12 protein-coding genes and 1 tRNA gene are annotated in these 17,088 nt (G+C 60.8%); 7 read left to right on the top strand and 6 right to left on the bottom strand.

Annotated elements, in window-relative coordinates; genetic code table 11:
* Window positions 1-5: 5 nt before the first annotated feature.
* From JFU47_RS04625 to JFU47_RS04615, 3 genes are all read right to left on the bottom strand, one after another.
* Window positions 6-1,349 (bottom strand): cation:proton antiporter, encoded by a 1,344-nt coding sequence (locus JFU47_RS04625; protein WP_201181359.1) that lies wholly within the window; start codon window positions 1,347-1,349, stop codon window positions 6-8.
* A 129-nt stretch (window positions 1,350-1,478) separates the two neighbouring features.
* On the bottom strand, window positions 1,479-2,336 hold the full coding sequence (locus JFU47_RS04620) for an SDR family oxidoreductase (RefSeq protein ID WP_140682817.1): 858 nt from the start codon (window positions 2,334-2,336) through the stop codon (window positions 1,479-1,481).
* Between the two features lie 216 nt (window positions 2,337-2,552).
* Window positions 2,553-3,707 (bottom strand): MalY/PatB family protein, encoded by a 1,155-nt coding sequence (locus JFU47_RS04615; RefSeq protein ID WP_201181357.1) that lies wholly within the window; start codon window positions 3,705-3,707, stop codon window positions 2,553-2,555.
* A 310-nt stretch (window positions 3,708-4,017) separates the two neighbouring features.
* Between JFU47_RS04615 and fdnG the strand changes: the two genes are divergently transcribed.
* From fdnG to JFU47_RS04580, 7 genes are all read left to right on the top strand, one after another.
* A complete protein-coding gene (fdnG, locus tag JFU47_RS04610) occupies window positions 4,018-7,083 on the top strand; it encodes a formate dehydrogenase-N subunit alpha (RefSeq protein WP_201181349.1) in 3,066 nt (1,021 codons plus the stop codon).
* Window positions 7,084-8,019, top strand: a complete 936-nt coding sequence (gene fdxH, locus JFU47_RS04605; RefSeq protein ID WP_201181340.1) for a formate dehydrogenase subunit beta — start codon at window positions 7,084-7,086, stop codon at window positions 8,017-8,019.
* Window positions 8,016-8,669, top strand: coding sequence for a formate dehydrogenase subunit gamma (locus JFU47_RS04600; protein WP_201181338.1), 654 nt, complete (start codon window positions 8,016-8,018; stop codon window positions 8,667-8,669). Before fdxH ends, JFU47_RS04600 begins: the two co-directional genes overlap by 4 nt.
* Window positions 8,670-8,673: 4 nt before the next feature.
* The gene (gene fdhE, locus JFU47_RS04595; RefSeq protein WP_201181336.1) at window positions 8,674-9,600 is read left to right on the top strand and encodes a formate dehydrogenase accessory protein FdhE; all 927 of its coding nucleotides are present in this window, start codon (window positions 8,674-8,676) and stop codon (window positions 9,598-9,600) included.
* A 63-nt stretch (window positions 9,601-9,663) separates the two neighbouring features.
* On the top strand, window positions 9,664-11,088 hold the full coding sequence (selA, locus tag JFU47_RS04590) for an L-seryl-tRNA(Sec) selenium transferase (RefSeq protein WP_201181328.1): 1,425 nt from the start codon (window positions 9,664-9,666) through the stop codon (window positions 11,086-11,088).
* Window positions 11,085-12,992, top strand: a complete 1,908-nt coding sequence (gene selB / locus JFU47_RS04585; RefSeq protein WP_201181326.1) for a selenocysteine-specific translation elongation factor — start codon at window positions 11,085-11,087, stop codon at window positions 12,990-12,992. Before selA ends, selB begins: the two co-directional genes overlap by 4 nt.
* 6 nt (window positions 12,993-12,998) lie before the next feature.
* A tRNA-Sec gene (locus JFU47_RS04580) sits at window positions 12,999-13,094 on the top strand.
* 6 nt (window positions 13,095-13,100) lie between these two features.
* Here the strand turns inward: JFU47_RS04580 and JFU47_RS04575 are convergent.
* The 3 genes from JFU47_RS04575 to phaC all read right to left on the bottom strand — a co-directional run bounded on the left by JFU47_RS04575 (window position 13,101) and on the right by phaC (window position 17,006).
* On the bottom strand, window positions 13,101-14,441 hold the full coding sequence (locus JFU47_RS04575; protein WP_201181318.1) for an OprD family porin: 1,341 nt from the start codon (window positions 14,439-14,441) through the stop codon (window positions 13,101-13,103).
* 63 nt (window positions 14,442-14,504) lie between these two features.
* Complete coding sequence (locus JFU47_RS04570) at window positions 14,505-15,158, bottom strand: hydrolase (RefSeq protein WP_201181316.1); 654 nt, start codon at window positions 15,156-15,158, stop codon at window positions 14,505-14,507.
* Between the two features lie 144 nt (window positions 15,159-15,302).
* Window positions 15,303-17,006 (bottom strand): class I poly(R)-hydroxyalkanoic acid synthase, encoded by a 1,704-nt coding sequence (gene phaC, locus JFU47_RS04565; protein WP_140893981.1) that lies wholly within the window; start codon window positions 17,004-17,006, stop codon window positions 15,303-15,305.
* Window positions 17,007-17,088: the final 82 nt, after the last annotated feature.

The following is a 17,088-nucleotide window of genomic DNA, read 5'->3' as shown; positions in this document are numbered from 1 at the left end:
TCAAATCAAATATCCTGTTTTTTATGCTGTTCATATCGCGCCAGGATCGGTTGAGTACTGATCCCGTGGATAAGGATGCTGAGCGCGACCACGGACAGGGTCAAATCCATACAGAGTGTTGTGATCGACTCGCCCAACCCATGGTTCAGGGCATAAAACAGGTAATACAGACTGCCGATGCCGCGTATGCCGAACCAGCCGATCAACATTCGCTGGCGCCCGTTGAGCAAACCACCCCAAGGCATGGCGACGACGCTCAGGGGGCGTATCAGGCAAAACAACACGCCGGCGATCGGCAACGCACGCCAGTCCCAGTGCGCCATCAGCACCACGCCGAGCAGCGTCACCAGAAAGACTTCCATGGCCCGTTCCACCAGACTGCCGAAGGCGAGCATGTCACCCATCATGATGCCTGCGGCGACCTGAGTGTCTTCAAGGCTTGCGGTATCACCGTGAACCGCATGTTCCGGCTCGACGTTCTGATGTCCCACGACAGGCTGAACCAGATGCTCGGCGGGAAGTTCGTCGTCGCCCGTAGATTTGACTTCTTCGTGGCGCAAACCCAGGCCGGCAGCGAACACCGACAGAAAGCCGTAACCGTGAATCGACTCGGCCCCGACGTACGCCAGGGCAATCAAGGCGAGAGCGAGGTAATCATTTGGGGAAAGGGTGCTGTCGTCATTTTTGATGCGCATTAACAAGGTCAGGCGACCAATGCCGCGTCCCATCCAGTAGCCGGTGAGCAAACCGGCCGGGACTGCCCACAACAAGCTGCGCAGCACCCAGTCGCTCAGCCAACCGGGGTTGCCATCGTGTTGCACCAGCAACAGGCCCAGGATGACAAACGGGAAGGCGACCCCGTCATTGAGCCCGGCTTCACCCGACAGCCCGAAGCGCACGCTGTCGTCATCCCGGGCGTCGTTGACTTGCACCAGGGCGGCGAGCACCGGGTCGGTGGGCGCCAGAATCGAGCCGATCAACACGGACGCGCCCCAGGACAATTCGAAGCCGTAATGCAGCAACAGGCTGACACCGGCAATGGTCAACACCATGACCGGACCGGCCAGGCCGAACGCGATCCGCCAGTTTTTATCCTTGAGTGGCAAGCGCAACTTCAAACCACAGACAAACAACGAAAACAGCACCGCGACTTCCGTCAGATGCTCCATCCAGATAGACGCATCTTCGGTGTCCAGTTTCAACAGCCCGAACCCCGCCGGCCCGATGGCTACACCCAGCACCAGGCACACCGCCGACGTGGTCACCGGCATCCAGCGCAGGTACGACGACGTCAGTGCCAGCGTCAGCAGCACGGCACCCAGCACCGCCACCCATAAAATGAAACTCATGCTCGGTACTCGTCGGGTGCGTGCCGCGATGTAGAGCCTTTGGCAATCAACCGACGGTGGCGCGCAGGTATTCAGGTGTCAGTACGTTGAACCATAGCAGGATGCTCTGGAAATGGCGGCGGGTTCAACTTAAAGCATCGGCTTGCCGCCAGTAATTCCATAGCGCTGCCCTGTGATGTAACTGGCCTCATCCGACGCCAGCAACACATAAATCGGCGCCACTTCCACCGGTTGACCCGGCCGGCCGAGGGGCGTCTGCCCACCAAAGTTCTGCACTTCTTCATCGGGCATGGTCGAGACAATCAGCGGCGTCCAGATCGGCCCCGGTGCCACGCAGTTCACCCGAATGTTTTTGGGTCCCAGCATCTGCCCCAGGCCAGCGGTGAAGTTGGCAATCGCGCCTTTGGTCGTGGCGTAAGGCAGGAGGGTAGGTTTGGGCATGTCCGAATTGACCGAGCTGGTGTTGATGATCGAACTGCCGGGTTTCATGTGCTTCAACGCGGCCTGACAGAGCCTGAAAATGGCGGTGATGTTGACGTCGAAGGTCATCACCCATTCTTCGTCCGGGATGTCCTCGAAGTGTTCGTGGGTCATCTGGAACGCCGCGTTGTTGACCAGCACATCGATCCGGCCGAAGCGTTCGACGGTCTTGTCCACCAGGGCCTGGCAGTGTGCTTTCTGTGCGAGGTCACCGGGCAGCAACAGGCACTGCCGGCCGGCCTGTTCGACCCAGCGTGCGGTTTCCTGTGCGTCTTCATCTTCATTGAGGTAGGCGACGGCGACATCCGCGCCTTCACGGGCGAAGGCGATCGCTACGGCGCGACCGATGCCACTGTCGGCGCCGGTGATCAGGGCGATCTTGCCGTCCAGTCGGCCTGAACCCTTGTAGCTTTGTTCGCCACAGTCGGGATACGGGTCCATTTTCTTTTGGGAACCGGGGACGGGCTGGGCCTGTTTCGGGAAGGGTGGTTTGGGATAGGCAGTCATTGGGAAATCTCCGTTCGCAAGGCAGAAGAGTCAAAGGGTTGACCCTGGTGTTTTGCCTTGAGTTCGGTTGGATTTCAGTGATCGTCACCCTGATCGTTCCCACGCTCCGCGTGGGAATGCCTCAATGGACGCTCTGCGTCCGCTCTTGGGACGCGGAGCGTCCCGGGCTGCATTCCCACGCGGAGCGTGGGAACGATCATCATCACAGGGGATATGTCAGGCCTTGCGATTGAGCAAACTGCGCTCCATCCGCGCAATGCCTTCTTCCAGCAACGACCGTGGGCAGCCGAAATTCAGGCGCACGAATTGTTTGCTGTCATCGCCGAAATCCAGGCCAGGGCTCAGCCCGACCTTGGCCTGCTCAAGGAAAAACTGCTGAGGGTTATCCAGTCCCAGCGCCGAGCAATCGAGCCACGCCAGATAGGTGCCTTGCGGGATATTCATGGTCACACCCGGCAGTCGCGTATTGACTGCCTCCACCAGATAATCCCGATTGCTTTGCAGGTAAGCCTTCAACCCGGCCAGCCAAGGGCCGCCTTCACTGTAGGCAATGCGCGTCGCTTCCATGCCCAACGGGTTGACGCTGTCGACCATGCCGCAGCGGGCGTGGTTGACCCGCGCACGCAACGCCGAGTCCTGAATAATCATGAACGATGTTTTCAGCCCGGCAATGTTGTAGGCCTTGCTCGCCGACATCAGCGTAATGGTGCGCTTGGCGATTTCCGGGCTCAGGGAAGCCGTCGGAATGTGCACGCGCCCGTCGAAACACAGCTCGGCATGAATCTCGTCAGAGATGATCCAGGCATCCTGCTCCAGGCAGATGTCGGCGACCGCTTGCAGTTCTTCTCGCGGGAAGACTTTGCCCACCGGGTTATGCGGGTTGCTCAGCAGCAGCGCACCGCCACCGGTCAGCGCCCGATTCAAGGCATCGAGTGGCGTGGCGTATGTGCCGTCCGCCAACGCGTCGAATTCGAGTTCAACCTTGTTCAAACCCCAGTGACCCGGCGCATGACGCAGTGGCGGGTAGTTCGGAACCTGGACCACAACGTTCTGCTGCGGCTGGACCAGCGCATTCAGCGCCATGTTGAACCCCGACTCCACGCCGGGCAGGAAGATCAGTTCCTCAGGCAATACGCGCCAGGCGTACTTGTTCCAGAGGTCGGCGACGATGGCATCGCGCAAGTCATCCTGGGCCACGCTGTAGCCGAGCATCGGGTGTTCCAGACGTTTTTGCAGGGCCTGGAGGATCACCGGCGGTGCGGAGAAGTCCATGTCGGCCACCCACATCGGCAACACGTCGGCCGGGTAACGGCTCCATTTGGTACTGCCAGTGTTGTGGCGGTCGAACACCTGATCAAAATCGAAAGTCATGCTCATCTCATAAAGGCCGGGATTAATTCGGTAGCCATAATAAGCGCCAAGCCCTGTGGGAGCGAGCCTGCTCGCGAAGGCAGCCTTTCAGTCGATATTAATGTCGTCTGATACACCGCATTCGCGAGCCGGCTCGCTCCCACAAATTCTGTGCCTGATTGGCCTCAGGGGATTGCCCGATGGTCGGTTTTCATGCAGTCAGTTCTAACATTGTCTACAGTTTTAAGTGTCGGCAGCCAGACTGCCACAACCGTGATCGTCCAGAAAAACCCGGCAAAAATACCGGGTCTTCACCTGACAGGAGTGCACGATGGACCTCAACCGTCGTCAGTTCTTCAAGGTCGCTGGTATCGGCCTTGCAGGCTCGAGCCTCGGCGCGCTGGGCATGGCCCCCGCGACTGCCTTCGCCGAGCAGGTGCGCCACTTCAAGCTTGCCCACACCCATGAAACCCGCAACACCTGCCCGTACTGCTCGGTCGGCTGCGGCGTGATCATGTACAGCCAGGGCGATGCCGCCAAGAACGTCGCGCAAAACATCATCCACATCGAAGGCGATGCCGACCACCCGGTCAACCGCGGCACCCTGTGCCCCAAAGGTGCCGGCCTGCTGGACTTCATTCACAGCCCCGGTCGCCTGCAATATCCACAGGTGCGCAAACCCGGCACCACCGAGTGGACGCGCATCTCCTGGGATGAAGCGCTCGATCGCGTCGCCGACCTGATGAAGGCCGACCGCGACGCCAACTTCATCGAGAAGAACGCTCAAGGCCAAATGGTGAACCGCTGGCTGACCACCGGTTTCCTCGCGGCCTCGGCGGCTTCCAACGAAGCGGGTTACATCACCCACAAGGTCATTCGCAGTCTCGGCATGCTGGGGTTCGATAACCAGGCGCGTGTCTGACACGGCCCGACGGTGGCAAGTCTTGCCCCGACGTACGGCCGTGGTGCCATGACCAATACCTGGACCGATATCGGTAACGCGAATCTGATCCTGGTAATGGGCGGCAACGCAGCAGAAGCGCACCCGTGCGGCTTCAAATGGGTGACCGAAGCCAAGGCGCACAACAAGGCCCGCTTGATCGTGGTCGATCCGCGTTTTACCCGGACCGCCTCGGTGGCCGACTATTACGCGCCGATTCGCACCGGCACCGACATCGCTTTCATGGGCGGGCTGATCAATTACCTGCTGACTGAGGACAAAATCCAGCACGAGTACGTGCGCGCCTATACCGACGTGTCCTTCATCGTTAAAGCCGGTTATGGCTTCGAGGACGGGATCTTTAGCGGTTATGACGCGGCCAAACGCAGCTACACGGACAAGTCCGGCTGGGGTTATGAACTCGGTGAAGACGGCTTCGTCAAGGTCGACCCGACCCTGCAAGACCCGCACTGCGTCTATCAATTGATGAAAACGCATTACAGCCGCTACAACATCGAACTGGCGAGCCAGATTTGCGGCATGCCGGTGGATGCCATGCAGAAGATCTGGGAAGAAATCGCCACGTGCTCGCAACCGGGCAAGACCATGACGATTCTCTACGCGCTGGGCTGGACGCAGCACTCGATCGGTTCACAGATCATTCGCAGCGCGGCCATGGTGCAATTGCTGCTGGGCAACGTCGGCATGCCGGGCGGGGGCGTCAATGCCTTGCGCGGACACTCCAACATCCAGGGGCTGACCGACCTCGGCCTGCTGTCCAACTCGCTGCCGGGCTACCTGACCCTGCCGGGCGACGCCGAGCAGGATTACACCGCCTACATCACCAAGCGCACGCAAATGCCGTTGCGTCCGGGGCAGCTGTCCTACTGGCAGAACTACGGCAAGTTCCACGTCAGCCTGATGAAAGCCTGGTACGGCGCGAATGCCACGCTCGAAAACCGCTGGGCGTATGACTATTTGCCGAAACTGGACATCCCGAACTACGACATCCTCAAAGTGTTCGACCTGATGGGCCAGGGCAAGGTCAACGGCTACATGTGCCAGGGCTTCAACCCCATCGCCGCGTTGCCTGACAAAAACCGGGTGATGGCGGCGCTGGCCAAGCTCAAGTGGCTGGTGGTGATGGACCCGCTGTCCACCGAGACCTCGGAGTTCTGGCGCAATGTCGGGCCGTACAACGATGTCGAAACTGCCGGCATCCAGACCGAAGTGATTCGCCTGCCCACCACCTGTTTCGCCGAAGAAGACGGCTCGCTGGTCAACAGCAGCCGCTGGCTGCAATGGCATTGGAAAGGCGCCGATGGCCCTGGCGAAGCGCGCACCGATGTGCGGATCATGAGCGAGCTGTTTATCCGTCTGCGTCAGCGTTACCAGGCCAACGGCGGCGCTTATGCCGAGCCGATCCTCAAACTGTCCTGGCCGTACAAAATTGCGGAGGAGCCTTCGCCGGAAGAACTGGCCAAGGAAATCAACGGCTATGCCACCACCGACTTCACCGACGCTACCGGCTCGGCAATCAAGGGCAACGCGCAACTGGCCGGTTTCGGCCAGCTCAAGGACGACGGCAGTACGGCTTCCGGTTGCTGGATTTTCTGTGGCAGCTGGACTGAGGCGGGCAACCAGATGGCCCGGCGCGACAACAGCGATCCGTATGGCATGAAGCAACACCAGGGCTGGGCCTGGGCCTGGCCGGCGAACCGGCGGATTCTCTACAACCGCGCTTCGTGCGACCCACAAGGCAAGCCGTGGGACGAGAAAAAACGTCTGGTGTGGTGGAACGGCAAAGTCTGGGCTGGCACCGATGTGCCGGACTTCAAGGCCGACTCGCCACCGGAAGCCGGGATGAATCCGTTCATCATGAACCCCGAAGGCGTGGCGCGGTTCTTTGCCGTCGACAAGATGAACGAAGGACCTTTCCCCGAGCACTATGAACCGTTCGAAACGCCGATCGGCATCAACCCGCTGCACCCGCAAAACAAGAAAGCCACCAGCAACCCGGCGGCGCGGATCTTCGATTCGGTATGGGATTCCTTAGGCGTGGCCAAGGACTATCCGTATGCCGCGACCAGCTACCGGCTGACCGAGCATTTCCACTTCTGGAGCAAGCATTGCAAGCTCAACGCGATTACCCAACCCGAGCAGTTCGTCGAGATCGGTGAAGTGCTGGCCAAGGAAAAAGGCATCGTGGCCGGCGACCGGGTCCGTGTCAGTTCCAAGCGCGGACATATAGAAGCGGTGGCGGTAGTGACCAAGCGGATTCGTCCGCTGCAGGTCAACAATCAGGTGGTGCACCAGATCGGTATCCCGCTGCACTGGGGCTTTACCGGGCTCACGCGCCACGGTTACCTGACCAACACCCTGGTGCCGTTCCTCGGCGATGGCAACACTCAGACCCCGGAATCCAAGTCATTCCTGGTCAACGTGGAGAAAGTCTAAATGGCCAGCCAAGACATCATTGCCCGTTCGGCCACCACGACCGTCCCGTCCTCGGTACGCAATCAAGAGGAAGTGGCCAAGCTGATCGACACCACCAAGTGCATCGGCTGCAAGGCTTGTCAGGTCGCCTGCTCGGAATGGAACGAGCTGCGCGACGATGTCGGCCACAACCTCGGCACCTACGACAACCCACAGGACCTGACCGCAGAAACCTGGACCTTGATGCGCTTCACCGAGCATGAAACCGACGCCGGCAATCTGGAGTGGCTGATTCGCAAGGACGGCTGCATGCACTGCGCCGAGCCCGGTTGCCTGGCAGCGTGCCCGAGTCCGGGAGCGATCATCAAGCATGCCAATGGCATCGTCGATTTCGACCAGGACCATTGCATCGGCTGCGGGTATTGCATCACCGGATGCCCGTTCAATATCCCGCGAATCTCGCAGAAGGATCACAAGGCCTACAAATGCACACTGTGTTCGGACCGAGTGGCGGTGGGGCTGGAGCCGGCCTGCGTCAAAACCTGCCCGACCGGCGCCATCGTGTTCGGCACCAAGGAAGACATGAAGGAACATGCAGCGGAGCGCATCGTCGACCTCAAGAGTCGTGGCTTCGACAACGCTGGCCTGTATGACCCCGAAGGTGTCGGCGGCACCCACGTGATGTACGTGCTGCACCACGCCGACACGCCGAAGTTGTATGCCGGCCTGCCGAACGCTCCGACCATCAGCCCGCTGGTGGAGTTGTGGAAAGGCGTGAGTAAACCGTTGGGCTTGCTGGCCATGGGCTTGGCCGTGCTGGCCGGGTTCTTCCACTATGTGCGGGTCGGGCCGCAACTGGTCGAGGAGGATGAACTCCCGTCCACTGTCGATCCTGCAGTGCATGAAGTCGATCCGTCGGTACACACCTTTGATCCGCGCGGGGAGGACAGACCATGATCCGCAGACAGATCCTGCGCTACACCTCGAACCAGCGCACCAATCACTGGCTGGTGGCGATCTTTTTCTTCATGGCGGCACTGTCGGGGCTGGCGTTGTTCCACCCGGCACTGTTCTGGCTCAGCAACCTGTTCGGCGGCGGCCCGTGGACGCGCATCCTGCATCCGTTCATGGGCGTGGTGATGTTCGTCCTGTTTCTGGGATTGGTGATTCAGTTCTTCCGGGCGAACTTCTTCATCACCAACGACCGGCTGTGGCTGCGGCGAGTCGGGCGGGTGATCAAGAATGAGGAGGAGGGCGTGCCGCCCATCGGCAAATACAACCCGGGGCAGAAGCTGCTGTTCTGGACATTGCTGCTGTGCATGCTGGTATTGCTGTTCAGCGGGTTGGTGATCTGGCGTGCGTACTTCAGCGATTACTTCGGCATCACCAGCATCCGCTGGGCCATGCTGCTGCATGCGTTGGCCGGTTTTGTGCTGGTGCTGAGCATCATCGTGCACATCTACGCCGGCATCTGGATCAAGGGTTCGGTCAGCGCCATGACGCATGGCTGGGTCAGCCGCGCCTGGGCGAAAAAACACCATGAACTCTGGTACCGCGAAGTGACCCGCGACGAGCACCCCGAACGGCCGATCAGCAAAAAAGGATAACCCCTTGGCGACGATTCTTGAGCCTGGCGAGATCGAAGCGGCGGCGAGTTCTCCGCCGTTTCTGCACCTGCCACCGAAAAACCTGTTCACCTTGCGCGCCTTGCGCCTGGAGCGTCTGGTCGACGGCCATCCACTGGCCGATTACCTGCGGCTGATGACCGGGCTTTGCCACGTGCAGCAGGGTCTGATGGACGATCCCCCCGTGGCCGCCATGCCCGATCCCGAACACCTGCGAGTGTGCCAGCAACACGGCTTGCCGCCGTTCGCCGCTGACAGTCTGGTGCGCGAAGGCCATTGGCTGCCGTACCTCGAAGCCCTGTTGCAGCGTTACCAGCCACCGCCGCAACCTGCCGTGGAAAAAGCCGTGGCGACCTTGCGCAGCGCCAACGTCGGGCAACTCAAAGCCTGGGCGATTGCGCTGGTCAGCGGCCAGTTCACTTTGCTGCCCGCCGCCGTGGTGCCGTTTCTCGGCGCGGCGTTACAGGTGGCCTGGAGTCATTGGTTGCTGAGTACAGCGGACCTTGCGCTGAAACCCGGCGACAGTCTCAGCCAGTGCCCGGCCTGCGGTTCGCCGGCCATGGCCGGTGTGATTCGCCATCGCGGCAAGTACAACGGCTTGCGGTATCTGGTGTGCTCGCTGTGTGCCTGCGAATGGCATGTGGTGCGGGTCAAATGCGTGTATTGCGAACAAAGCAAAGGCCTTGAATACGTCAGCCTCGATGACGACCGCCACGCCGCCAATCAGGCCCCCATACGCGCGGAGGTCTGCCTTGGCTGCCGCAGCTACCTGAAACTGCTTTACCTGGAAAACGACGCCGAGGCCGAAGCACTTTCGACGGACCTGACCAGCCTGCTGCTGGACATGCGTCTGGAGCAGGAAGGCTACCAGCGTCCGGCGCCTAATCTGTTGCTGGCACCGGGAGGTGACTGAGCTCCCCCATTGAGCTCAGCGGCTACACTCAGGCGCGACGGTCAACGTTTGCGGGAGCGCCTGATGTCTTCCAGATCCGCCAGCCCAACCCTGCGGCTGCCCTCCATCGACAGTCTGTTGCGCCATCCCGCCTGCCAACCACTGGCCGAGCGTTATGGGCGTGACGCATTGTTGGCCAATCTGCGCCAATTGCTCGATGACTTGCGTGAACCGGTGCTTTCAGGGCAACTCGACGCCATTGAAATCGCGCCTGAAGCGTTAGCGGGCAGGGCGGGTGAACGCTTGGCCACTCAGCATCGCAGTCACGTGCGCCGGGTGTTCAATCTCACTGGCACGGTGCTGCACACCAATCTGGGGCGAGCGTTGTTGCCGGAGGAAGCGATCGAAGCGGTGCAGAGGGCGGCCCGTTATCCGCTGAATCTGGAATTCGACCTGCACAGCGGCAAGCGCGGCGACCGTGATGACCTGATCGAAGGCCTGATCCGCGAGTTGACCGGCGCCGAGGCGGTGACGGTGGTCAACAACAACGCCGCTGCGGTGTTGCTGACGCTCAACAGTCTGGGCGCGCGCAAGGAAGGCATCATTTCCCGGGGCGAATTGATCGAGATTGGCGGCGCCTTCCGCATTCCCGACATCATGGCCAGAGCCGGGGTCAGGCTCCACGAAGTCGGCACCACCAATCGCACCCATGCCCGCGATTACGAGGCGGCCATCGGCCCCCGTAGCGGCTTGGTGATGCGCGTACATGCGAGCAACTACAACATCGAAGGCTTCACCGCGCGGGTGCCGACCGCCGAGTTGGCGCAACTTGCACATAAACACGGTTTGCCATTGCTTGAAGACCTCGGCAGCGGCAGCCTGCTGGACCTGACGCGCTGGGGCTTGCCCGCCGAACCGACGGTGCGCCAGGCGCTGAGCGATGGCGCGGACATCGTCACCTTCAGTGGCGACAAACTACTGGGTGGCCCCCAGGCCGGGTTGATTGTCGGCCGCAAAGACCTGATCGCGAAGATCAAGAAGAATCCACTCAAACGCGCCTTGCGGGTCGACAAACTGACCCTGGCCGCCCTCGAAGCGGTGTTGGGTCTGTACCGCGATCCTGATCGACTGGCCGAGCGGCTGCCGAGTTTGCGCCTGCTGACCCGACCCCAGGCGGATATCCTCGCCCAGGCTGAGCGCCTGCAACCCTCGCTGGCCAAAGTCCTGGGCGATGGCTGGAGCGTCAGCGCAGTACCGGCGCTGGGCATGATCGGCAGCGGCAGCCAACCGGTGGCGCGCTTGCCGAGTGCGGCTTTGTGCCTGCGACCGCACGCGTCCAAACGTCTTCGCGGACGGCAGCTGCACGATCTGGAAGCGGCCCTGCGTGCATTGCCGATACCGGTGCTCGGGCGCATTGATGACGATGCGTTGTGGCTGGATCTGCGGCAACTGGACGATGAGCCAGCGTGGCTGGCGCAACTCGATCAAATTGCAGGAGCCATAGAGTGATCGTCGGCACCGCAGGGCACATCGACCACGGCAAGACTTCCTTGCTCCAGGCACTGACCGGCCAGGCCGGCGACCGTCGCCGGGAAGAACGTGAACGCGGCATGACCATCGACCTCGGCTACCTTTACGCGGCGCTGGAACCGCAAGCGCCCCTGACCGGTTTTATCGACGTGCCCGGTCATGAGCGCTTCACCCACAACATGCTGGCGGGCGCTCAGGGCATTGATCTGGTGTTGCTGGTGGTCGCGGCCGACGATGGCGTCATGCCCCAGACCCGCGAACACCTGGCCATCGTTGAACTGCTGGGCATCCCTCGGGCGCTGGTGGCGATCACCAAATGCGACCGCGTCGAACCGTCCAGAGTGCAAGTCGTTCGCGAACAGATCCAGACATTGCTGGCCCCGGGGCCTTATGCAACCGCGCCGCAGATCGCGCTGTCGAGTGTGACCGGGGAAGGCATCGAGACGCTGCGACAGGCCTTGCTCACGGCGCAACGTGAAGTCCTTCAACGCAACACCACCGGCGGTTTTCGCCTGGCGATTGATCGTGCCTTCAGCGTGGCCGGCGTCGGCATCGTGGTGACCGGCACTGCGTTGTCCGGTCTGGTGGCGGTGGGCGATACGCTGGCACTCGGCCCGCAGGGCAAACCCGTGCGTGTGCGCGGCCTGCATGCGCAGAATCAGGTTGCCGAGATTGCAATGGCCGGACAGCGAGTCGCATTGAACCTGAGCGCCGAACGCTTGGCCCTGGAGCAGATTCATCGCGGCCATTGGTTGCTGGCCGAGTGGCTGTACGCGCCGACCCAGCGAGTGGATGTCGACCTGCAATTGTTAGCCAGCGAAGCCAAAGCCTTCGAGCACTTTCAACCCGTGCACGTTCACGTGGGTACTCAGGACGTGACCGGGCGGGTGGCATTGCTGGAAGGCTCCAGCCTGGCGCCGGGTGAACGGATGTTCGCGCAACTGTTGTTGAATGCGCCGGTGCAGGCCGTTAAGGGCGATCCGATGATCCTGCGTGATCAGAGCGCCCAACGCACCCTCGGCGGTGCGCGGGTGCTCGACCCGTTTGCACCGACCCGACAACGCCGAAGCCCCCAGCGCCTGGCGCAGCTCCACGCCCTCGCCACATGCAATCAGTTGGAAGACAGCCTGCCGGCATTATTGGCCAGCAGCGACACCGGGCTCGACCCACAGCGTCTGGAACGTCAGTTCAACCGCCCCCGCAACACGTGGGTTTTGCCCGATGACGTGCGTCTGATCGACACCCGCCAAGGCCCATTGCTGTTCAGTGCCGCCCGCTGGGAAGCACTGAAAGTACCGTTGCTGGAACACCTCGCACATTTTCACCAGCTGGAACCGGATCAAATGGGCCCGGACCGGGATCGCCTGCGGCGGTTCACCGGCACAGCGCTGGATCGTGCGACGTTCATCAGTCTGCTCGACGAATTACTCGCCAGCGGTGCCATTGCCGCGAGCGGGCCATGGCTGCATTTGCCCGATCATCAAGTGCGTTTGAGCGAAGACGACGAAGCCCTGTGGCAACACTTGCAACCGTTGTTCGAACAGGCTGGTTTTGATCCGCCGTGGGTGCGCGACCTGGGCCATGACGAGGCGGCCGTGCGCTTGCTGCTGTGCAAAATGGCGAGGTTGGGACTGGTGCATCAAGTCGTCCGTGACCTGTTCTACACCGACACGATGATCCGCCGATTGGCGGCTATGCTTGTGCAACTGGCCGCGCAAAACCCGGTGATTCAGGTCACGGCGTTTCGTGATGCAGTGGGCCTGGGGCGCAAGCGCAGCATCCAGATTCTCGAATACTTCGACCGGATCGGCCTGACGCGACGGTTTGGCGACAAGCGCCATATCCGCCTCGACAATGCCTTGGCCCAACGCACCGATCACTGATTTCAAGGAAGGCAATCGCGCCCGGTGGCGCGGCCGGGCTTCAAACCCGGTTGGGGACGGCATCCGTTCCCGGGCAGGTTCGACTCCGGCTGCCTTCCGCCATTTTTGTCAAAAGTGCCCGAAGGTCAACGGGTACTGGATAACGACGTAAATCCTGTCGATATCATCGCCGGCCTGTGCGCTGTTGGCGCGATGCGACACATGGGACAGTTGCAGGGACAAGCCCTTCGCCGATCCTGATTGCACGATGTAGCGCAGGTCTATGTCCCGCTCCCAATGCCGTCCGCCGTCCCCTTGTTGAGGGACGTACTCACCGAGCGTCTCGTCGAACGGGTTGTAGGCTCCACCCTTGGGCGCATGGGTGCCGTCGATCTGGCTGCCTTTCACATAACGGGTCATGAAGTTCAGCCCGGGAATCCCGTAGGGGCCCAGGTCAAGGTCATAGCGTGCTTGCCAGGAACGTTCATGGGCGCCGTTGAAGTCCGCGTACTTGATCGAGTTGGCGAGGTAGATGGAGTCGCCACCGACGAAATCGAAGGGCGTGTCGCCATTGATTTTTTGATAAGCCAGCGTAAACGCGTGGGCGTCGTGAGTGTATTTGCCCGACAGGCTGAATGCCGTGTTGTCGATGGCGCCGGCCAACGCCTGGCCGGTGTCCTGCGTGTGATAGACATTGGCATCGAGGAACATGCCGGATTGTTTCAGGTGCAGGTTGCCGTAGTACTGATGCCAGGTGTCGGTCAGCTCGGAAGCGTAGAGCGCTCCGCCAACGGGACTCTGGGTGAACAGGTCAGCGCCGAGAAACGAGATACCACCCGCCTCGGTGTTGGCGCCGTAGCCGTAAAAGTCGTCCTTGCCCGAAGAACTGTCCTGGTTCTTGAACGCGGTGAAGTGACCGGCCACCAGATTCATACCGTCGATTTCACGGCTGTTGAGCAAAAAACCTGTGGCGTACTCCGGTTGCAGGCGTTTGTCTGCGGTGTCGAACACCGGGGTTTCCACCATCATTTCACCGAAGGCCACTGTGGTTCGGGAGGCCTTGATCTTCAACGCCGCGCCGCCGCTGGAGTAGTCGTCTTCACTGCGGCCATCAGCATCCACGGGCAGCAGTCCTGTCCCGGAATGGCCCTTGCCGCCATCGAGCTTGAGCCCCAGAAACCCATGGGCATCCAGGCCAAATCCAAATGTACCGGGTGTGAATCCGGATTCAAAAGCACCGATAAAGCCTTGAGCCCACTCCTGTTTATAGTTTTTTCCCGCAGGCGAGGGTGACCGATAGTCACTGTTGAGGTAGAAATTTCGACTGAGCACCGACAACGATGCACCGTCCAGAAAGCCCTGGGGGGGGTGCGTCGATTCGTCAGCCAGAGCTGCCCCGGCCGAGCTCGCGAACAGCACCGACACCCAGAACGGCAGCGCGAGTTTCAGGTCTTGCGCGCAAAGCTTCATGGCTTATTCATCACGTGGACAGCGACTCCAGAATGTCTGGAGTCGCTTGTTTTTAGACGGCGCTTAATGGCCTTCCGAGGCACCGAACATGGTCTTGGCATAGATCAGGCCCAGACCGTAGGCACCGCCATTGGCAATCGAGGTTTTCACGGTTTCTTCGTAAGTCTCGCTGCGAGCCCAGTCACGCTGCAGCTCAAGCAGGTATTGCAGGGATGTCATGGGGCGGGCACCGAGCTGGATCATGCGCTGCATCGCCATTTCATGGGCTTCGGTGGTGACGTCGCCGCAGGCATCGGCAATCACGTAAACCTCGAAACCCTGGTCGATGGCCGACAGTGCCGGACCCACGATGCACACAGAGGTCCACAGACCGGCCAGGACGATTTTCTGTTTGCCGGCAGCGTTGACTTCGACGGCAATGCGCTCGTCTTCCCAGGTGTTCATGCTGGTACGGTCGATGACGTTGTGTTCCGGGAACACTGACTTGATTTCGTCGAAGATCGGCCCGGAAAAGCTCTTCTCGGCGACGGTAGTCAGGATGGTCGAAACCTTGAAGCCCCGCGCGGCCTTGGCCACCAGTGCAGCGTTGTTGCGCAGGGTAACGGCGTCAATTGACTTGGTCGCAAAGGACATCTGCGACTGGTGATCGATCATGATCAGGGTGTGGTCGGACGGGGTCAGCAGGGTTTTGCCGGGAACAGCTTTTGCGAGGGCCATGGCGATGTCCTTACGGGTGAGTGAGGAGGCCATGGTTGCGTAGATTCGGGCGGGAATATTGAGCCGATGTGCTGTGTTTGGGTTTTTCGCGAGGACCCTGAAGGGCGGCCCCGCGCGCTGTCGGTCAAGGCGCGGGGCTGTTTGTCACTGCATCACATAACGGCCAGGCGCCGACTCAATGGCCGGATATTGCGCGTTACCGGTATGCAGCACCGAGGGCTGGCGTTCGCCGGACTGTTCAGCCAGCCAGACGAACCAGTCATTCCACCAGCTACCGGAATGTTGCTGGGCGTTCTTGAACCAGGTTTCCGGGTTCTTGGTGACCCGATTGTTGGTCCAGTAGTGGCGTTTTTCCTTGGCCGGCGGGTTGATCACCCCGGCGATATGCCCCGAAGCGCCCAAGACAAAACGCTTGGTCCCGGAGAGCAACTCGGTGCTGGCGTAAGCGCTTCTCCACGGCACGATGTGATCGTCATGGGTGGCGAGGATGTACGCCGGAGCATCGATGGCGCGCAGGTCAAGCTTGACCCCGCAACAATCCAGCTCACCGGATTTCAGGTCGTTCTGCAGATAGGTGTGGCGCAAATACCAGCAGTACATCGGGCCCGGGAGGTTGGTGCTGTCGTTATTCCAGAACAGCAGGTCAAGGGGGATCGGTTTCTGGCCCTTGAGGTATTTGTCGACGTTGTAGTTCCACCACAAATCGTTGGGGCGCAGCAGCGAGAAGGTATTGCCCATGTCCTCGCCCTTGAACAGGCCGATGGGGCCATCCAGGCCGCCGATGGTGCGCTCGCGGTAGGCCACCAATTGTTCGTCGACGAAGATATCGATGGGGCCGGTATCGAGGTAATCGAGGAAGGTGGTCAACAGGCTCACGCTGCCAATCTCGCGGTCGCCGCGCGCCGCGAGGACGGCCAGCGCCGAACTCAACAAGGTGCCGCCGATGCAGAAGCCGACGCAATTGGGCCGCTGCTCGCCGCTGATCTCGCGGGTCACTTGCAGGCCTTTGATGATGCCGGTTTCGATCAGGTCATCCCAGGTGGTGCCAGCGTGTTCCTGGTCGAAGTTGCGCCACGACATCAGAAACACCGGGTGCCCTTGTTTCAACAGATGGGCAACCATCGAGTTGTCCGGGCGCAGGTCGAGAATGTAGTACTTGTTGATGGACGGCGGCACGACAAACACCGGGCGCCGGTACTGGGTTTCGCTTTGCGGGTAATACTGAATCAGCTGGAAGAGTTCGTTCTCGAACACCACTTCGCCGGGGGTGTTGGCGAGGTCGACACCGACTTTGAAGGCACCGGCGTCGCACTGGCGCATCTTGCCTTCTTGCAGGTCGCTGGCCAGGTGCAACAGGCCGGTGAGGAGGCTGCTTCCCTGGGTATCGACGACACGTTGCAGTGCATCGGGATTACTCGCCAGAAAGTTGCTGGGCGCGCCAGCGGCGATGGCTTGTTCCACCAGATAGAGCAGGCGCTGGCGCGGTTTTTTGTCCGGGATCGCCAACTTGTCCAGCAGCTTCAGCAGAAACCCTGCGTTGAGCAGATAAAAGGCGGCGAGGGAGCCGAACAGGGGCTGGCTCCAGTTGCCGCTGGCAAAACGTCGATCGTCGAAGCTGAATGGCTGACCGGTCAGCAGTTGCTGGCCGAGTTCGCCCCATTGCTGTTGGTAGTCCGATTGAAGGCTGTCCAGGGTGCCGCGCGGCAGGTCAAACCACTCGTTGTATTCCTGGCCGGTAAACCATGGATTGCTACTGACCCACATACGTAGTTGTTGCACTGCAAAGGAGGCAATGAACGGAACCTGGCCTGACCAGAAGGTGTTGAAGGTATGCGCGTTATTGTCCATGGAACTCCTCGCCCACATCAGTAAACCGGGCAGAAAAAAAACCGCGGCGCCGGACTTCGGCGCCGCGTCAGCAACTTAAGCA

This window comes from Pseudomonas sp. TH39(2020) (genome assembly GCF_016650715.1).
GTDB classification, from domain to species: Bacteria; Pseudomonadota; Gammaproteobacteria; order Pseudomonadales; family Pseudomonadaceae; genus Aquipseudomonas; species Aquipseudomonas mandelii_C.
This window is presented reverse-complemented; position numbering and strand designations above follow the sequence as displayed.